A 16,687-nucleotide genomic window follows, 5' to 3' on the forward strand; every position below is an offset into this window, starting at 1 on the left:
TATATATTTCATACGTAGTTAATCTACGGCAACCTTATCGAGATACCGGGAATAATCTACGGTATTCCTATCGGGTAATGCGGGATAACAAATCGGTATCTACATGGGGAAATGGGGGTTTCCAAAGGGGGCTTCCCACTTTGGCGAGCATGGGCAGCGCGTCAATTAAGGTTGAAACGAAGTAATATGTAATACGCTGCCATTGCTCGCTATCCGAAAATTACCGCACAAACGACAACTGCGCGACTGGTGGGGATGCGAGACTTGGCGCGGGTTTCGAGGCGATGGCTGTATTTTCGGGGTTTTTTCAAATTATTCCCAACATACACCCAACATACACCAACAGTACCCTTATTTTTGATGGCAGAGAACAATTTTTCTATAATTTTGACGAAATAATGGAGAAAACAGTACCCAAAAGTACCACTACAGTATCACTCCAGCACCACTGGATGTACGAGTGTTAATAACTACTTTATCACCACTGAAGAAAAAATTTTTCTTTCTCGAAGAAGGTTTCTTATCTAGACAACTTATAGGTCTATATTTCAGAATGTAGTATATAGAGATTACGTTTTATATGGCTTGAGAATTTACAATTATATGACATCTGCTACTGCAATAAGTAGGCATCGCAAAAATTGACGGTAATTTAAATTTTTAACTTATAATTATCAGTATTTTACTAGAACGAAAGCGCTTTCTCCCCGTTTTATCGCTACCCGGAACGTCGTTTTTTCCTTAAAGATTCTGCCATCTACACTTGTATTCATCCATCGCGGCGTTAATTTCTTGCATTATTTGGGTGGCTGAGGGCGATTTATTGCGATCGGGATGCCACATAGCCGCCAATTTCTTGTATGCTGCTTTTACTTCATCATATGTGGCGTATTGAGATACGTTTAATACAAGCCACCATTCTCTTTTACCTGTTACAGGTTTTGGGGGGATGGTGTTTGTTGGTTGAAGAATTGCTTCGATGATTGACCTTCGACAGTTAAAGACGACCTTATAAACTTGTAACAACTTTTGTCGTCCAATCAGAAGAAGTGCATTGTTGTGCCAATTGACAAAGGATGCGCGAAAACTTTCTCTTTTCTTCCAACGGTCTTCGTCTTGAGCGAAGTAGCCTGAAGCACTCCAATCTTCAAAACTTGTGAAGGGATAAGGATTGTTAGGTTTGTCTACTTTAAGAAAAGGGTCTTTGCCATCTGCCAACTGCATCAATACAAGCTTGGCGTATTGATTGGGTTCGGGGATTTTATCTAGTAATAGTGTTAACTCACTTGCTATTTCTCTTGATTCGGGATTATTTTTCCATTGCCAGTAGTCTACATTTAGCTTGCCCAATTGACTACGGTAGGTGTGATGCCAATATTCAAAGCGGTTAATAGGTGGTTTGTCGAGTATACCCAAAGCGAGGATTATATCGTACCTGCCCTCGGAAATAGCCGATATAATAACTTCTTCTATGTTATATAACCGCATCTCTTGCCCAAACAACCATTCAATAAATTGGGAAACTGTAGCAGCAATATTATTTTTTGGTAGTTCAATTAAGTCATATTTGACAAGCAAATCTACGGTTATATCAGCACTTTCTAATGAAGCTCCAATGAAAGTATTATCAATCTGCCAGATAATTTCATCGATTAAATCGCACTGAAAAATGTATTCCGAATCTTCTTCAATAGACTCAGAATAGAACATTTCATAAAACTTCGTTACAGACAATGCGGATATTTTTTTAATAGAAGTAGGTTTTGATGGGAATGAATTTTGAGTAGAGTGAAATTGATTAATTAATTCCAATACTTGCGGCATTACTGGGTTTGGTACTCGAACGACGCTTGTTTGATAAGAAGCACGTTTTCCCCTTCCACCTTTAGGTTTTTTCATACTTGTAACAGGTAAAAGTAAATTAACAGAACGGTTTATACCTGTTACAGGTATAAAAGCTACTCAAGCTGATTGCAAAGAGTGAAATTCCTGAAACATGTAAAATTATTTTCAATATGAAGATGAAATTGATGAGGTCGGAAGCGCTAATTGCCCATAATCCGTCATCAACCGAACTAACTGAAAATTGATTGTATGGATGAATTATCCGACTTGTTAATTAAGGCGCGGATTGCTTTTAAGATTACTCCGGATAGAACTTGCTGCCTGCCTGTCACCTCACTGCCGAACAAATCAAAAAAGAGCGGAAGATAAAGATTATCATGCAGGCATGCATCCTCAGAAGGATTTTTTAGCAGTAGCGAATGCGCCGGGGGTGTTGAGATTGTTGATGGTAAAGAAGTCGCTGATAAGAATGATTTTTTTAGACAAAAACTAGCTGATATAAGATTACTTGAAACCTGCATCTCTGGATGATATAAAAGCTGCTTATTGAACTATCAATACATCATATAATAAGGGGTTTACATACTGCTTCTTTACAATTTTTTATGTGATATATAAAGAAAAATTCATGAGTTATAACTGTGAGTTAAATTATATATCTTGGGCAGGTGATAATAAAAGCATAAACACAACAATTGAATTTGCTATTATAATCATATTTATCTTTATTTAACCCTTGAATGGTATAATTATATAGGTTTATTGGTGCTTAGAAGCAATTAATACTTATTAAATAAAGTGCCATTATTTAATAGCAGAAATTTATCGCCAGATGACTAATCCGAACACCGAATATGATTCACCTTGGAAAGAGATAATACAGCTATATTTTGAAGATTTCATGTTATTCTTCTTCCCCCAGGTGCATTCTCAAATAGATTGGAGTCGGGGATTTGAATTTCTCGACCAAGAACTACAACAAGTTGTCCGAGATGCTGAACTGGGTAAAAGGTTAGTTGATAAATTAGTTAAAATTTATCGTATTGGGGGTGAAGAATCGTGGCTTCTTATACACCTAGAAGTTCAAGCCCAGGAAGAAAACGAATTCCCACAAAGGATGTTTGTTTACAATTATCGGATTTACGATAAATATAAAAAGCCCGTTGCTTCTCTCGCAGTTTTAGGAGACTCCAATCGCAATTGGCGACCAAATCAATTTGGCTATGAATTATTTGGCTGTTCGGTTGATTTTAGATTCGCCGTGGTAAAGTTGGTAGATTATCAACAACGGAAATCGGAATTAGAAGAAAGCCGTAATCCTTTTGCTACGGTAGTTTTGGCGCATTTGACTGCGTTAGAGACTCAAGAGAATCGCGATCTGCGTAAAGCCCGAAAGCTAGCATTGGTGCGACGTTTATACGAAAAAGAATTTAGCCGAGAACAAGTTCTTAATTTATTGGCATTCTTGGATTGGATGTTGACGCTACCATTGGGTTTAGAACAAGAATTTCGGCGGGACTTAGAACTGTTGGAGGTACAAAAAGGTATGCAGTATATTACTTCATTTGAGCGTAGTGGTATTGAGAAAGGTAAACAAGAAGCACTTTTGAAAGGTATCGAAATCAGTTTAGAAGTTAAATTCGGTTCCGAGGGACTAAATTTACTACCAGAAATATCTCAAATTGATGATGTCACACAATTAGAGAATATTTTAGAAGGAATAAAAACTGAGAGCAGCGTGTCCGAATTACGAGAAATTTATCAGCCGACAACGGGTGAATAAAATAAGCGCGTTTGTCATGTTCATGTGCATGGGGACACGGCTCCTGGCTCTTATCAACAAGCGTTCGTAATCTATTGATAAGAGCGAGTTGTTGCTATATCCCCAGCCACGGTTTTAAGTCGCTTCGCCTCACTTTTAAGAATGCTCCGCGTTTAGTCCTCACTTTTACAGTTGGGCTTTGCCCCACCTCCCAAATTTCTACTCGTTCCCCCTTATAATCACCATCACGGTTTAGCCCCGGATACCAAGCCCGTGTGGCAGCTTGTTTAATATGCGCTATTTGATGTGAAGAAAGGGAGGATACCGCTTTTATTAAATCTTCTGAGCGAGCGTCTAATACAAGTTGTCCCAATTCGTAAATATTATCCCATACGGCTAACATTAGCTTTATGAGTGGCGGTAATCGTTCAGTAGAGGAGTTCCCTTCTGAAACTGAATTTGTATTGCTTGAAAGCGGTTCTTCTGTCTCCCAAGGGTCATCAATTACAACGTCCCGAGAGTTTGAGTTTGACGGATTGTGAGTCTCAACGTCCGCTTTCCCCCTCGCCCCATGATTTTGCTTCTCAACTATTGGGTTCGACGTTTCAACTTTGAGTCGAGTTGTTTCAATTTTGTCGATCGCTGTATTGTTACAATTTGTTTCAACTTTGTCGATCGCTGTATTGTTAAGAGTTGTTTCAATGGCAGTTTCTAACTGCGGACCGCTTTCTGTTATGACAACACCAGGGGTACTTTCCGCCCAACTTCGTATCCTATCCCTTAGAAGTGGCGCATTCCACTGTGCTTGTTTACGAGCAAGCGTTTGCTGTAAAGCGGATGATGGCGCTTCTACCCCATTAAGCTCCAAAGGCGCTTCTACCCCTTTTAGTACGGGATTATCCAACTGAGGTAACGGCTTAATTGCGACCTCCGAATGCGCTTCATGATAATCAACCGTAATATCAGATGGGGTGTTTGACTTACTAGGAAGCGCTATTCGCGTACCACGCCTTATCACCGCATCCAAGTTCTCCATCAATTGCTTGACGTTTTCCGGTGTTGCATCGGGAAGGCTTTCAATAAACCAACTCGGTAGAGTATTGGCTGCGATGGCGTTAGAACTTTGAGCGTTATGAACTTTTTCTGTGATACCTCGAACTTCATTCATAAACTGCGGGAATAGCACTGCTGTAGTCTTCTCACGATTGCGGTAAAACTCGCTATAAGCGTTACCGTAAGCGTCGCTCTCCCATTTGCCTCCCTGGGGCTTGTAGTGAATGTTTGCCCTCCAATTCAAGAATACGGGGAAGGGCTTCCCAATTGCTATCTCCCAAACTTCTTGGACTGCATCCTGCTCAATAGTTCGTTTTTCTCGAATAGACGAAGAAAGCGGATATTTATCTTTTTCATTAATTCGTTTTTCCCGTACTTCCGAATTTTGCCTCGATTTATCTACTTTTGAGATTTTGGGTTTTTCCGGTAATTGCTTTTTATCAGTGGGGCTAGCGGGGTCAGACCCACTGTCAGTGTTTGCAACAATATTTTTTTCTTTCTTAAAATAATTTTCCCCATTTTTGGTAAAAGAGAGGTTTTCTTTGTATATAGATGGAGATTCTAAATGGAATATTCGGTCGTTCGATTTAGAATCACCGGATGTTCTAATATGAACATCGGCTCCTAGAGCGGTTTCTACCGATTCCGAATTATTCGAGCCGGGTTTTTCTTCTTGAGCTTCTTCGGCTGTCTCGTTTTCAAATGGGCACCAGCCAGTAAGCTGAATGATTTTTTCGACGCATAAAGTAACCCAGGTTGTGTTGTTCCAGGAACTAAACCCCACTGGCTTTTCTCCCTTGAGGTTATGTCTCTGCTCCGCAAAAGTTGTTTTTTCAATCAACCCGAAAGTTAGAAGCGCCCTTATCATCTTTCCAAACTGACCAGTTGTTAAGCTCTTTATTTGTGAAACCCACTTTTTATAAGTGTTGTAAATCCAGTGTTTACCGTCAAGTGTGATATGACCACACCCTTCTTTTTTAAGCCAGTAGGAAAGTTGGCTTAAGAAGAGAGCTGCTTCTCCTGGATGAGGAATGCCTAGTTCTCGTAATACTCCTGCTAATTCTGGGTTGTAGAGTAAAGTGTATTTCATTGTCCTACCTCCTCGTAGCGAAAGGTGAACGAGCAGTCAACGGAGCAATGATTAATTTTTTCAAAATTCTGGGTAGATACAGTCACGTCCATGATTATTCTCCAATTCTTTTTGTTTCCTGAATTGGAGGAGGGATGCTACGTCACCGCGTGCTTGGAGCTTTATGGAGCCGCTCGTCTGAGATGTTGAGTGTTCGTAGACGAGCCAGGAATTAATGTCAATTTTTGAGTGGTGGACAAGTATGTTTTAGAACCGCGCGTTTCAACTCTTTACTTTTAACCGAGATTTTATAAAAGTTTTGTGTCGCATCAACGCTGTCTTGTAGTCTCCGTCTGGCATAGGGTCTGGTGAATAAAAACCTTTTTTATGCTACGGAGCTAAGACATTTCTCAAAAATTTTCGCAAAAAATCCCTACCTAACACATATCTTTTGACAACTTACTGTAGTAAGATATGTGTAAGCACGCGATGGTGTGGCACAAGTACGTCTTTTGTTAACTTAGATGTGGGTCAAGTTTCTCAGGCTCTATACCACTTCTTAGTTGTTTGACGACTGAACCCGCCTCCGGCGTTCAAATTTTTACAAGCTAAAAAAAGGTTCAATCCTTTTTTATTCAGGCATACCCATTAGTGGGAATATATTGCCTGTTTTTTTTTGCCCTCCATCAAAATGTAAACTTTTGTTTTAGTCAAGCAGTTCCTAGACAGACCTTATGGTAAAGGGAGAAATTGTCAAGGAAAATACTGAATATTTCAGATTCATTGTACATCGACACAGGTTCATAAAGCAGTTATTTGAGTAAAAATAAAAATAATTAGTCTTCATAACTCCACACAACCCTATCGAGAAAAGATTTACTACATATCTGTATATTCATATTTCTATCAAGAGTCATTAACTTTGTTTTGTTAAAGAATCTCTTAATTTTAGTAATTGCTCCGCGTCTATATCTAAAATTTCAGCAACTTTGACGGTTTCAATTAAAGATGGTTGTTCGCCTCCCATTAGCTTTTCTAAAAAGGACTTTAAATGCTTCTTTATATGAAAGTCATCACCAACTTTTTTTCTTGTTCTGACCGCTTCCTCAAGCAGCAAACGCATCATAGCTGAGAGCGGACGCTGTTCCCCCTCGGCGATTTTAGTAATTTCTTCTTTTAAGTCGGTTCCAGTTAAGTCAATACTGACCCTCTGTCTTTCATTTTTAGCCATGCAAACAAGTTTATCCCAAAGATGACGGGGGATAAACTTTTTGAGCTTTGTCAGCATTTGTCAGCATTTTTATGATTTTATGCTATTGTACTCTGTAAATGCTGATAAAGGTTGAATCATCTGAAATTTTTCACCTTTTCAAACCGCAGAAACACGCTCTAAGAAGGAGGTCCAGCCATTTTATTAATAAGTGAAATCAGAAAAACTGCCGATGTGTGGAAGTCATGCACTGTAATTTTTATCAGTGCGTGAGAATTTTTCGGTGCGTGGAGGTTCTACAGCAGCAACCTATACAGTGCGCTCCAGCCTTGCACAATCACCGATATCAAATATTGACTGTCTTCGGGGATATAGAAAATGAGGTTATCGTCACGTCCATTAAAAGATTTTTACGAGTCCAAGTTGGGTAAAAAGATCAGCGATTCTAGTTGGTACAGGATTCAAGATTGCTTGCGTGGAACTTGTGGAGAAGTAACGAAAGAGAACTTAGAAACTTACGCGACTATGCGTAAAGCTTGCCAGCGGCTACCAATTGAATTATCAGAATTTACTCAAGTTTGGCAGGAGGTAGAAACAATCAGAAATTCCAAAGAAGAATTAATTGTTGGAAGTAAATTCAGAAAAATATTGAGTCAAAAAATCCCTTCTGAGATTCCAGATATTACCTTTTATCGTTGGTTTTACCGTGCCGGATTGAATTTTAGAAAAAGGGAAGAATACACACCCTCTGAGTTAGTACCAGTCGTAGTCAGTGCATTTTGTTGGTATTTACGCAAAACTAAGGAGCGTTAATAATGGCTAAAACAGATTTTATAAAACGTATTCAGAAACGATTATCTGATAAAGGAATCAAGATAAGTAGAAGTAATTTAAAAGCTGAAATCTCCTCACTTGGTTTTGATTATTCCGCTTTAGATGAAGAAAACGTTGATACGATTACCCAATTGCTTCTAGATAAGCATCAAAATACAGAATTGACAGTATCAGAGCCAGAAGAAATTACATCTGCTCCATCGGACGAGCATCACGCATCTACGCCTAATACAACCGCAATTACCAACCAACAAAAGGAGCAATTAATAACAGTACAAGCCCAATCATTGGGCATTGAACTGAATGAATCAGAAATCACAGATATTTCTCAAACCGTTAGCGACTCATTTACTGACTTTGTTAGTGCTGTAGAAACTATCAACTCATTAATTAAAGAATATGCCCAAAGTAAATTTGATGAAGTTGAACAAAAAATTGATGCTAGCAATAGCAATCTTCGTGACTATATTAATAACAGAACAACTAATTTACAAAGAAAGAGTGTAGAAGGAGCCATAACAACAAAGGAGGTACTAGAGCGAAAAAGCTCTAGTCTTAAAAGCTTCTCCAAAAGTCTCTCAGCAGCATTCAAAACACAGTAGAGAAACACACTTTAAAAATGTATTTCGGCTATTAGTAATAATAATTCCTGCCTTATTCCTAATAGATTACTGCTACCAATCAATTAGCTATCACTTCAAATACCAAGCCTACTTAGAAAGAAAAGACAGGGTACAGCAATACCAACAGTGGATGAACTATCAATGTACGGAAATATTAACAGAAGAGAGGGTTAATCGTTGTGAAAAATACTGGCAAGCTGAAAAATCTGGTTTCTTCCAAATCGCGCCACCTAGAAAAACAACTACGTGGGAAATTCAACGCTTCCACAAACCTAGTTTATAGGGCATTAATGGGCGACCAAAAAGCATTAAAACTAATCGGTCAAATGGGAAATGATGGAACCAAAATAAGCGAATTTGCACCAAAAGTTAAAGACAACATAATTGCTGCCATTAAAGGCACAGAAGATTTAAACACAACTCTCGCAGCTATTTATAAACAAGCAGGTGTAAGTGGAGAACGTATTGAACGAGAAATACAATCAGCAACACTCGCAGATGATAAATTAGCAAATCAATTAGAAGAATTAAGCCTTGATTTTGAAGGAGCTAAAAGTAGAGAGGAATTGCGTCATAAACAAGCTGAAGAACATATTACATTGAAAGCTTGGGTTGATAGACACATGATGTCAATCGATGGCGAATACAAGATGCTTCAAGAAGAATTAAAAACAGAAGTAAGACAGCAAACGATTGATTTACAACACGATAAAGAACTAGGTAATTATTATCTTGATGCAGGTGATAATGCTAGAGATGATTTAAAACCAAAAAAACAATATGCAGGTCGTTCAATAATTCAAAAAATCAAAGATACAATTCTTGGGTTTTAGTTTCCAAAGGAAGGCGAAGAAGGGCGAACAAATGAATTAATAGCAATGCTAACTTTTATCTTTCTTCCTTCTTCAATTATCGTTCCTTCTAACTCCCACAACATACATTGACATATGATTGAGCAATTTGAAGATTTAGAAGAACAAGAACATTCAGAAACTACCCCAGATACTCAATTACCCAAAGACTTAATACAACATCTAGAAGAACGTAAAAAACACAGAAAGCAAGTCATTCAAACAACGGAATTGGTACAGAAATATTTTATAAGTTGGTCGTTAAGTGCTAGCGGATTTTTTCTCGCACGACTACTTTTATTAATCAATGGTGGTGCATCTCTATGGCTTGCAGCAGGATTATGTTTTTCTATTTGTTCAATCAGTTCAATAGTTGGTTTATCTGGGTTTAGAGCTAATTATAACGAAGGTTTTGAGGTAGAAGGAATGGAAAAACCAGTAAAAACAATAGGTGGCTTTGTAATCGCTGCTGGTAGTACTTGGTTAGCAATTAAAGACTATCAATACTTTCAACAAGTTACCGCAGATAGTGCTTATCAAATCAGCGCTGATATTCAAACTATCTATCAAGAAAGACCTTGGTTAGACCCTTGGTTGTCAATTGGTATTGCAGCAGGTATAGTACTTGGTTCTTTGTTTATTATTAGCAGGAGATGAGTAAAAATAGAATTGAACTATCAGCAATTGTCATATCAGCAGTAGTCGGTTTATCTGGCTTCTGCTTTTCCCATTCACGCCAACCTTACCCACTAGCACAAATACAATTTTGTCCAAAATCTGCTAATAAAAAAGAGAACATCCTAGCTGATAAAAAGAAAGCTAAAAAACTAAAATACTATGACTTAAAAGCGCAAGAGCAATTGGATAATAAATACTGCCATCAACCAAGATATGTCCTTGCAGAAGAATGGGATAAATATAATAGCTATGGCTCAATTATTCCGTATATGGGTAACACAATTAGCTTAGTAAAAATTATCAAGAAAGATAATCCTTATCAAATATACGGTAATATAGCTTCTGTTCTCGGATTGTGGGGTATTTCACTAACGCTAGCTTCTCGCGTTGGTAGGCTTAAAAAATCCGACTACCAACTAGGAGAAGAAGAGAAAAGCACGGCTTATTATAATTGGCAGCAACACAAACGCAAACGAGATATAAAACAACATTCTAACCAATTACATACAGATGTTTTAAAAGACGGATTAACTCAAGAAGACTTACAGCAAAGAAAAGAACTAGGGTTAACAGATGATGAAAACGAAGCTATCAAAAACCAACTTCAATTAGAAGACTATCTCAAAGGTAGAGCCGTAAAACATTCCGAGATGGACAAACAAATCGCATCCAACCTACTAGATAAACATAAAGCAGAAAAAGAAATAGATAAATTACAACACAAAAAATCATCTCAACCGAACATTAGTCAACAAAGCGACAAACAACTGGTTAATTCCCTGATAGAAGCCCTCAAATCCCATGAAGACGGTTGGCTATATGACCTTATTAAAAATGCTAAACCCCTGTGGCTGATTGGTTCCCAAGGTAGCGGTAAAACCAATACCGCTGGTGCAATAGCATTAATTCGTAAATACTGCTTTGATGCACCAATTTACCAATTAATTGATAGACACGCTACCGGGGAAAATTGGGAAGTATGGAAACTACTTGATGCTACATTAAAAGCCGAATCAGAAGAAGAAATTGGACAATCTTTGGAAGACGCGACTGATAGATGGTTACAACGAATCAAAGAAAAACCGTCTACCAAACAGCAAATAATTATTGATGAATTTACTAACCTGAAGAAAATTGATAGCTGTAAAGAAGCAGCAATGAAATTCTTCTCCATGCATCTTACAGATACTCGTAAAGCCAAAGAATACTTCATTGGTGTTAATCATTATTTTACCAATGAAAGCACTGTAGAAGGAACATTTGAAGCCAGGAGATCGGGAACAATTCAACTTAAAAAGTTTTCAGCCAATGGAGAAACACCATTATCTAGAGTACAAATTGTACATGGCTTAGTTGATGAGAATGGAAACGAACTAGAAGAAGTAGAAAGAACATTACCCAATTGGTTGGAAGCGAATAAGATTTTTGGGCATTTTAATGGTATCGAGGTTAACTTTGACTAAAATTGGTGAAGCAATATATCAAATTTACAAAAAAATGATTTATTTTAGTAAATAATTAATTACCAATCATAATCAGGTTAACGATGATGTTAATTTCTTCGTAAGGTATTTACTGTTGACCGTTAAGATAAACAAGCAGATATTCTTCTATATATGTTTAAGCGGAATGGATTGTCCTTCTTCGCTCATTGCTCAACAGTTAATTGATGCTGCTTACAAGAGCTTTAATGGAGCAGTATGCAGCAATATAATACAGTAACAGCTTACTGTGCAGTATACAGTTTTTATACGTAATAATATGACTAATATTTCTAGCTCAAATCGCCAGCTAAAAAACTATAAAAGTCAAGAATTAAAATGGCTAATGAACAGAGCTATAAGAGCATTCAAAAAAACTGGCTTGAAATTAGCTATAGTGATGCTTTATCCCTTCCCGAATGAGACAACAAAAAAGCTAAGATATCAAATGGAATTTAACGCGATACCAAAAAGATTATTGCGCTCAGAGAAGTTAGACTCTTTAGTTGAATTTATATATCATATTTCTTATTGCGATTATTACAAAAGAGCAACCATTATAGGTAATGACTTACCTATTGGCTTAAATATAATGAATATATTTGAGCTAGAAAACGAATCTTTATCAATGGTATCAATTGTGATATCAGATGCTTTTTATGATAATTTGGAAGACGAGGAAGATTGGATTTTTAAATTAGTTAAAGAGTCTCCAGATGTTGAAAATTTATATAATGCTTTTCAGGAAGTAGAACAACAGTTAGTAACAGAAAATAATCATACACTCTCCGATGACAAATTGCCTAAACTCCATATAAAAGAAGAGTATCAAAAATGGCAGCAGGTGTATGACAAGGTAGGAAAGATTCTTACTTAAGTAAGCGTAAATAAACCGGCACTTTTGAAATTATTCTTGGCGGTCGGGGGTAAACACTCCGGCTTTTAACTTATACAGAACGCGCCCGTTATTTAAATTTCTGGGATTATGAGATTAAAACCACTTTATCAACATTTCTGCGAGAAAGAGCCAAGCAAGAAGGAAGAGAAGAAGGAAAGAAGGAGAACAACGTGTAATTATACGTTTTTAAAATCGTCGCAATGGAGAAATAGATTCATCATTAATCTCCCGAATTAATGGTTTATCTATTGAGCAATTGGAAAGTTTAGGAGAAGCATTGTTAGATTTTAATTTCGTTGCTGCCCAACGAAGCTTGGCTAAACCAATAAAAAGTAATTAGTTGAATACCTCCACAACTAAGGAAGCGAATTCGGGAGATTTTTAATAATAAAGAAACTTTAAACACTCGCAACACTGCTTCCGCCGTCTAGCGGAGGGAGCGCAGTGACAACACGCGGATAGCGGCGTTTTTCCAGTAGCCACCGCGTTATAAGCTAACTATACACCGTATATTTCAATGTATAGATATGACGCAATTAGAACGCGAGTCAATGAATTTTAGATTGCCCAAACCCTTGGCAGCAGCGCTCCGTAAAGCAGCTTCCCCACAACCGGGTAAAACCGCCACAGATATAGTAATTCGGGCTTTGACTCAAGAACTAGGAAATATACAAGGTATAGAGCCATGTACAGAAGCGCGGTTGCAGAAACTCGAAGAAGAGTTGCAGCAATTAAGAAATAGCATCAAAGAGCGAGATAATAACCCCACAGATTCCCGCACCGAAGAAAAATTAGAAGCGCTTAATAATCGGGTAGCAAAGCTAGAAGGAGCGTTGGGTGCAATTCAAAATAATAATTTCGCCGCATCTAATAATTACAGACGATATAAAAATTCGGGCAACCCCTACAATCAAAGCGGGAAGCCAGCCCAATTAGAAGCGCTTGACGAGCAAAAATTGGCGTTACGACTTAATGTCAATATTCCGACGCTCCAAGAAAAACACCAAACCCTTGACAAACAAGAATTTGAAGAATGGAGTAAAAACCGGGACCGGGGTAAATATATGTGGCGGTTTAATGAAAAAGACGGGTTGTACCATCCAGTTAAATAATTTTAATCGTCCCCGAAGTAATGATTCAGGCGAACGTTCAAACCCTTGCCAGATTAATGGATTATGCGTATATATTTTTACATCCAAAGACGCATTACAGAGATAAAAATTAATCTTTCTCCACCATAGAAAGCGTTAATATTCCTTTTGACTTGTTCGCCACCAATTCCATAACGTCAAGCCACAAAGAACCCATTATAGTATCGGGAATATCATCACCAACGTGTACGGGGACGACAATTTCAGTTCCATCTATAACGACTTTACCTTCATATATATTAAAAAATGCATTTCCTCGCGCCGTCATAACTTCAACCTGTGCGGCAAGCAACGACCACTGCAAAGCTTCCAAATCCTGCGTATTTATTGCTAACCACCCATCAGTAAACCCGGTATCAAATAACGCTTCAACAGAAAACTCCTCACCGGAAAAAGCCACAAGCTGAATTTCAAAGAACAGCTCGCCATTATCCCCAAAAGAACCCTCAATCATATAGAGCCGCAGGTTCCCATGTCGTTGAGTCTAAAAATAGTAAGCTTCACTTCCGATGTCTCACCGTAAACATCGCGGATTTTTTGAGTTACACCTTTCAAACTGGGGTCAATAAGATATTGCTCCGTATCCGGGTCAATAGCAATGTGCCAATTGTAATACGTTTCAATCAGAGTTGGACGCAAACGCTCAAAAACAGCACGGCAGCGCATACCAAGGGCTTCACGTTGCTCATTGCGTAGGCTTTTGTCAGCCCTTACTTCCTGAGAGTGCGGTTTTATGCGAGTACGCCGATTTTGGGATGAAAGAGTCATATCAATTTTCGGGGAAGGAAGGTACTTTAATTATTACTCTTTTTCTTCACCCTTAGAGCAAAGTACCGGAGTCAAAATCCGGGCGTATCATATTTTACGGCTACTACTAATAACTATTGAGGCAAAAATGTAAAACTTTTGACATTTTTAAAATACAACCGCCTTTCTCAAACCAAACAAGCAGTTGAGGTGGAAAAAGCCTTATGTCGCTAGCACTACAATACAAACGTAAATACCTCGGTTGTGTTGTGTCAGATTATATAGGAGCGTTAATGAAAACCTACATTGTCATTAACGTCTGTAGATAGATATGCCAAGTAATAATACTCATCCATCCTCCCAGGTTTCTGTTAATCCTGAAGGTGGTGCGATTCGTTCTATAGGTGATGTTGCAGCGGAATTGGAGGTCGGTAACGATTTTTTGGCGGAGTTGCAGCAGAAGGCTTCCACTACGCAGCGGGGATATGTGGGAAATATACGTTTGTTTTTTGAATATTTTTTAAATAGGAAACCGACAAGTAATGATGTCTCAGAGTTTTGGGGGTTGGATGGGGAGGTGGCTAATTCGTTGATTCTCAAGTTTAAGAATCATTTGGTGGAGTCGGGGAGGAAGGCTGCGACGGTTAACCGTTATTTGGCGGCGATTAAGTTTTTGATTAAGGTGGGGCGGAATTTGAAGCGGTGTCGGTATTTTTTTGATAGCGATCGCATTGAGTCGTTGAAGGTGACGAAGTACCGGGATACGAGGGGTGTGGGGGTTGATGAGTACAATAAAGTTTTTGATGTCCTCGATACGACGGTGGAGAAGGGGAAGCGGGATTATGCTTTGTTTTTACTGCTTTGGGCGAATGTTTTGCGGCGGGGAGAGGTAGCTAAGTTAAAGGTGGGTGATTTTGATTACCACGAGTATACGTTGACTGTTTATGGTAAGGGGGACGGGAATGATTTTACGTCGGTTGATTTGAACCCGATGGTGGCGGAGGCGATTAGCGATTGGTTGGGTTGTCGGATGAATTTAAAGCCCAACGACCCGTTGTTTATTGCTTTGGATTTCCACAATTACGGGCATCTGTTGACGGGGGACGGGATATATGCTGTTGTGCGGAGGACTTGCGAGAAGGCTGGGATTAAGAAGCGGATGACTCCTCATAAGATAAGGCATTCGGGGATTACTGATGCTCTGGATTTGGCGGAGGGGGATTACCGCAAGGTGCAGCATTTAAGTCGTCATGCTGACCCCAGGACGATTTTAGTTTATGAGGATAATAAGAATCAGTATCAGTTGGAGTTGACGAATAAGTTGGCGGAGCGTGTGGGGAAGAAGCGGAAGGGGAGGTGATAAGAGGGCGAACTTAATATCTTGTACTCTAAAGCACAGTTAAGGGCAATCATCCTACCACCAAGCCGCGCCACGGAGGAGTAGACCGTTTTCTACATTCCACGCAAAGCGCTCTAACTTCGGAACAAAATGAAACGTTTAACAGCATTACGCCAACGAGAAAGGAAATTGTTTTGGTTTACTGGCTCATATAATCTGCCCCACCTTTTTCTGAAAGTACTAAAGCTAAATCACAGAAAATTATATTCAGAATTTCAATAATGACATCATTAATTTCATACCATTCTTTGGATAATGTAATATCCGAAAATTCATCATTTCCAAACTTATCCGCAAGATTCAATACTCTATCAAATGTAAGCTGATAACCAAGGATGTGTGTAAAATCATTCCGAACGTTATTAAAATCTTTAAGAGCATCACCTTTGTTGCCAGTCAAATATCCATTTTTTATACACCAATTCACTTTTTGAGGAAAAGACCATCTCCAGGGTTTTTCTGATAAAAAATCATTATTTTTAGAAAACTCAAGTTGGATGATTTCAACAAGCAAAGCTTCAACAACAAGATGTCCTTTGAGTACAGTTACTAGAGTTTCATCATTGTCGCTCAGTTTACTTAAATAGTACTCAAATGATGGTAGAGAGACTGGTTTTCGCATTTTGCGGAGGTATTATTTACTTAAACTCAATTCCGGTTGAGATAGTTTCTTTTAAGCTAGTTTCGATTCTTTCTATGGCAGACCAAGCTGATTCTTTAGCAAACTGTTTAGTAATTGAGTCATCACACCAACACTTATAGTTCCTAGCTTTTCTTCCACAATAGTCTTAGCCTTTTTCCATACTCCCTCGTTTCGCGCATTATCTATAAATTCATGTCCTGTCCAAGTAAGATTAATGAAACTAAAATCCATAGGAATTACTGACTCGCTGGTTTGATGGGATTGTGCTTCAAGAAGACCGCCTTGAACCATGATATAGATGTGATAAACAATTTGTTCCTTAGAATACCCGTTGAGTTTTGGTGGTTCAAATACAAAACCAGATGTCTCTTTTTCAATAACTAATAGGATACAGCAAATTGCAGATAAATGAGGTACACTAAATATGGTGCATTAATAATTAA

17 protein-coding genes are annotated in these 16,687 nt (G+C 38.4%); 10 read left to right on the forward strand and 7 right to left on the reverse strand.

The genetic code is table 11. The features are described 5' to 3' along the window. Positions 1–741: 741 nt before the first annotated feature. On the reverse strand, positions 742–1,899 hold the full coding sequence (locus ACM03V_RS32610) for a J domain-containing protein (RefSeq protein ID WP_414624964.1): 1,158 nt from the start codon (positions 1,897–1,899) through the stop codon (positions 742–744). A gap of 778 nt (positions 1,900–2,677) precedes the next feature. Between ACM03V_RS32610 and ACM03V_RS32615 the strand changes: the two genes are divergently transcribed. Continuing rightward, complete coding sequence (locus ACM03V_RS32615) at positions 2,678–3,628, forward strand: cytosolic protein (RefSeq protein ID WP_414624965.1); 951 nt, start codon at positions 2,678–2,680, stop codon at positions 3,626–3,628. A gap of 94 nt (positions 3,629–3,722) precedes the next feature. Here ACM03V_RS32615 and ACM03V_RS32620 read toward each other — a convergent pair whose 3' ends face one another. Together ACM03V_RS32620 and ACM03V_RS32625 are read right to left on the reverse strand one after the other, a co-directional pair. Further along, positions 3,723–5,750: a hypothetical protein gene (locus tag ACM03V_RS32620; protein WP_414624966.1), complete on the reverse strand. Its 2,028-nt coding sequence runs from the start codon at positions 5,748–5,750 to the stop codon at positions 3,723–3,725. 895 nt (positions 5,751–6,645) lie between these two features. Beyond that, the gene (locus tag ACM03V_RS32625) at positions 6,646–6,960 is read right to left on the reverse strand and encodes a hypothetical protein (RefSeq protein WP_414624967.1); all 315 of its coding nucleotides are present in this window, start codon (positions 6,958–6,960) and stop codon (positions 6,646–6,648) included. A 357-nt stretch (positions 6,961–7,317) separates the two neighbouring features. Here ACM03V_RS32625 and ACM03V_RS32630 point away from each other — a divergent pair, with 357 nt between their 5' ends. The 8 genes from ACM03V_RS32630 (at position 7,318) to ACM03V_RS32665 (ending at position 13,416) form a co-directional block, all read left to right on the forward strand. Continuing rightward, complete coding sequence (locus ACM03V_RS32630; RefSeq protein ID WP_414624968.1) at positions 7,318–7,752, forward strand: hypothetical protein; 435 nt, start codon at positions 7,318–7,320, stop codon at positions 7,750–7,752. A 2-nt stretch (positions 7,753–7,754) separates the two neighbouring features. Next, complete coding sequence (locus ACM03V_RS32635; protein WP_414624969.1) at positions 7,755–8,375, forward strand: hypothetical protein; 621 nt, start codon at positions 7,755–7,757, stop codon at positions 8,373–8,375. A gap of 200 nt (positions 8,376–8,575) precedes the next feature. Next, on the forward strand, positions 8,576–9,229 hold the full coding sequence (locus ACM03V_RS32640; RefSeq protein WP_414624970.1) for a hypothetical protein: 654 nt from the start codon (positions 8,576–8,578) through the stop codon (positions 9,227–9,229). A 114-nt stretch (positions 9,230–9,343) separates the two neighbouring features. After that, a complete protein-coding gene (locus tag ACM03V_RS32645) occupies positions 9,344–9,904 on the forward strand; it encodes a hypothetical protein (protein WP_414624971.1) in 561 nt (186 codons plus the stop codon). Next, positions 9,901–11,388 carry a hypothetical protein gene (locus tag ACM03V_RS32650; protein WP_414624972.1) on the forward strand — a complete coding sequence of 496 codons (1,488 nt, stop codon included), beginning with the start codon at positions 9,901–9,903 and terminating at the stop codon, positions 11,386–11,388. Before ACM03V_RS32645 ends, ACM03V_RS32650 begins: the two co-directional genes overlap by 4 nt. Before the next feature lie 298 nt (positions 11,389–11,686). Continuing rightward, a complete protein-coding gene (locus tag ACM03V_RS32655) occupies positions 11,687–12,283 on the forward strand; it encodes a hypothetical protein (RefSeq protein ID WP_414624973.1) in 597 nt (198 codons plus the stop codon). Positions 12,284–12,536: 253 nt separating this feature from the next. Further along, on the forward strand, positions 12,537–12,644 hold the full coding sequence (locus tag ACM03V_RS32660) for a DUF4351 domain-containing protein (protein WP_414624979.1): 108 nt from the start codon (positions 12,537–12,539) through the stop codon (positions 12,642–12,644). A gap of 187 nt (positions 12,645–12,831) precedes the next feature. Further along, positions 12,832–13,416: a hypothetical protein gene (locus tag ACM03V_RS32665; protein WP_414624974.1), complete on the forward strand. Its 585-nt coding sequence runs from the start codon at positions 12,832–12,834 to the stop codon at positions 13,414–13,416. A gap of 109 nt (positions 13,417–13,525) precedes the next feature. Here ACM03V_RS32665 and ACM03V_RS32670 read toward each other — a convergent pair whose 3' ends face one another. Then, a complete protein-coding gene (locus tag ACM03V_RS32670) occupies positions 13,526–13,909 on the reverse strand; it encodes an aspartyl protease (RefSeq protein ID WP_414624975.1) in 384 nt (127 codons plus the stop codon). Continuing rightward, positions 13,906–14,223, reverse strand: a complete 318-nt coding sequence (locus ACM03V_RS32675; RefSeq protein ID WP_414624976.1) for a hypothetical protein — start codon at positions 14,221–14,223, stop codon at positions 13,906–13,908. Before ACM03V_RS32675 ends, ACM03V_RS32670 begins: the two co-directional genes overlap by 4 nt. Positions 14,224–14,533: 310 nt before the next feature. Here ACM03V_RS32675 and ACM03V_RS32680 point away from each other — a divergent pair, with 310 nt between their 5' ends. Further along, complete coding sequence (locus tag ACM03V_RS32680; RefSeq protein WP_414624977.1) at positions 14,534–15,562, forward strand: tyrosine-type recombinase/integrase; 1,029 nt, start codon at positions 14,534–14,536, stop codon at positions 15,560–15,562. Between the two features lie 178 nt (positions 15,563–15,740). On the opposite strand, the gene ACM03V_RS32685 is transcribed toward ACM03V_RS32680, so the two are convergent. After that, on the reverse strand, positions 15,741–16,223 hold the full coding sequence (locus tag ACM03V_RS32685) for a hypothetical protein (RefSeq protein WP_414624978.1): 483 nt from the start codon (positions 16,221–16,223) through the stop codon (positions 15,741–15,743). A 72-nt stretch (positions 16,224–16,295) separates the two neighbouring features. Beyond that, on the reverse strand, positions 16,296–16,670 hold the full coding sequence (locus ACM03V_RS32690) for a DUF2513 domain-containing protein (RefSeq protein WP_414624980.1): 375 nt from the start codon (positions 16,668–16,670) through the stop codon (positions 16,296–16,298). Positions 16,671–16,687: the final 17 nt, after the last annotated feature.

This window comes from Calothrix sp. CCY 0018 (assembly GCF_963920925.1).
Lineage (GTDB): Bacteria > Cyanobacteriota > Cyanobacteriia > Cyanobacteriales > Nostocaceae > Rivularia.

Excerpts from the sequence above, each read along its gene's own strand:
- ACM03V_RS32625 (WP_414624967.1), bottom strand. The coding sequence starts at position 6,960 with ATGGCTAAAAATGAAAGACAGAGGGTCAGTATTGACTTAACTGGAACC.
- ACM03V_RS32670 (WP_414624975.1), bottom strand. The coding sequence starts at position 13,909 with ATGATTGAGGGTTCTTTTGGGGATAATGGCGAGCTGTTCTTTGAAATT.
- ACM03V_RS32645 (WP_414624971.1), top strand. The coding sequence starts at position 9,344 with ATGATTGAGCAATTTGAAGATTTAGAAGAACAAGAACATTCAGAAACT.
- ACM03V_RS32630 (WP_414624968.1), top strand. The coding sequence starts at position 7,318 with ATGAGGTTATCGTCACGTCCATTAAAAGATTTTTACGAGTCCAAGTTG.
- ACM03V_RS32650 (WP_414624972.1), top strand. The coding sequence starts at position 9,901 with ATGAGTAAAAATAGAATTGAACTATCAGCAATTGTCATATCAGCAGTA.
- ACM03V_RS32655 (WP_414624973.1), top strand. The coding sequence starts at position 11,687 with ATGACTAATATTTCTAGCTCAAATCGCCAGCTAAAAAACTATAAAAGT.
- ACM03V_RS32680 (WP_414624977.1), top strand. The coding sequence starts at position 14,534 with ATGCCAAGTAATAATACTCATCCATCCTCCCAGGTTTCTGTTAATCCT.
- ACM03V_RS32675 (WP_414624976.1), bottom strand. The coding sequence starts at position 14,223 with ATGACTCTTTCATCCCAAAATCGGCGTACTCGCATAAAACCGCACTCT.
- ACM03V_RS32615 (WP_414624965.1), top strand. The coding sequence starts at position 2,678 with ATGACTAATCCGAACACCGAATATGATTCACCTTGGAAAGAGATAATA.
- ACM03V_RS32635 (WP_414624969.1), top strand. The coding sequence starts at position 7,755 with ATGGCTAAAACAGATTTTATAAAACGTATTCAGAAACGATTATCTGAT.
- ACM03V_RS32610 (WP_414624964.1), bottom strand. The coding sequence starts at position 1,899 with ATGAAAAAACCTAAAGGTGGAAGGGGAAAACGTGCTTCTTATCAAACA.
- ACM03V_RS32620 (WP_414624966.1), bottom strand. The coding sequence starts at position 5,750 with ATGAAATACACTTTACTCTACAACCCAGAATTAGCAGGAGTATTACGA.
- ACM03V_RS32685 (WP_414624978.1), bottom strand. The coding sequence starts at position 16,223 with ATGCGAAAACCAGTCTCTCTACCATCATTTGAGTACTATTTAAGTAAA.
- ACM03V_RS32665 (WP_414624974.1), top strand. The coding sequence starts at position 12,832 with ATGACGCAATTAGAACGCGAGTCAATGAATTTTAGATTGCCCAAACCC.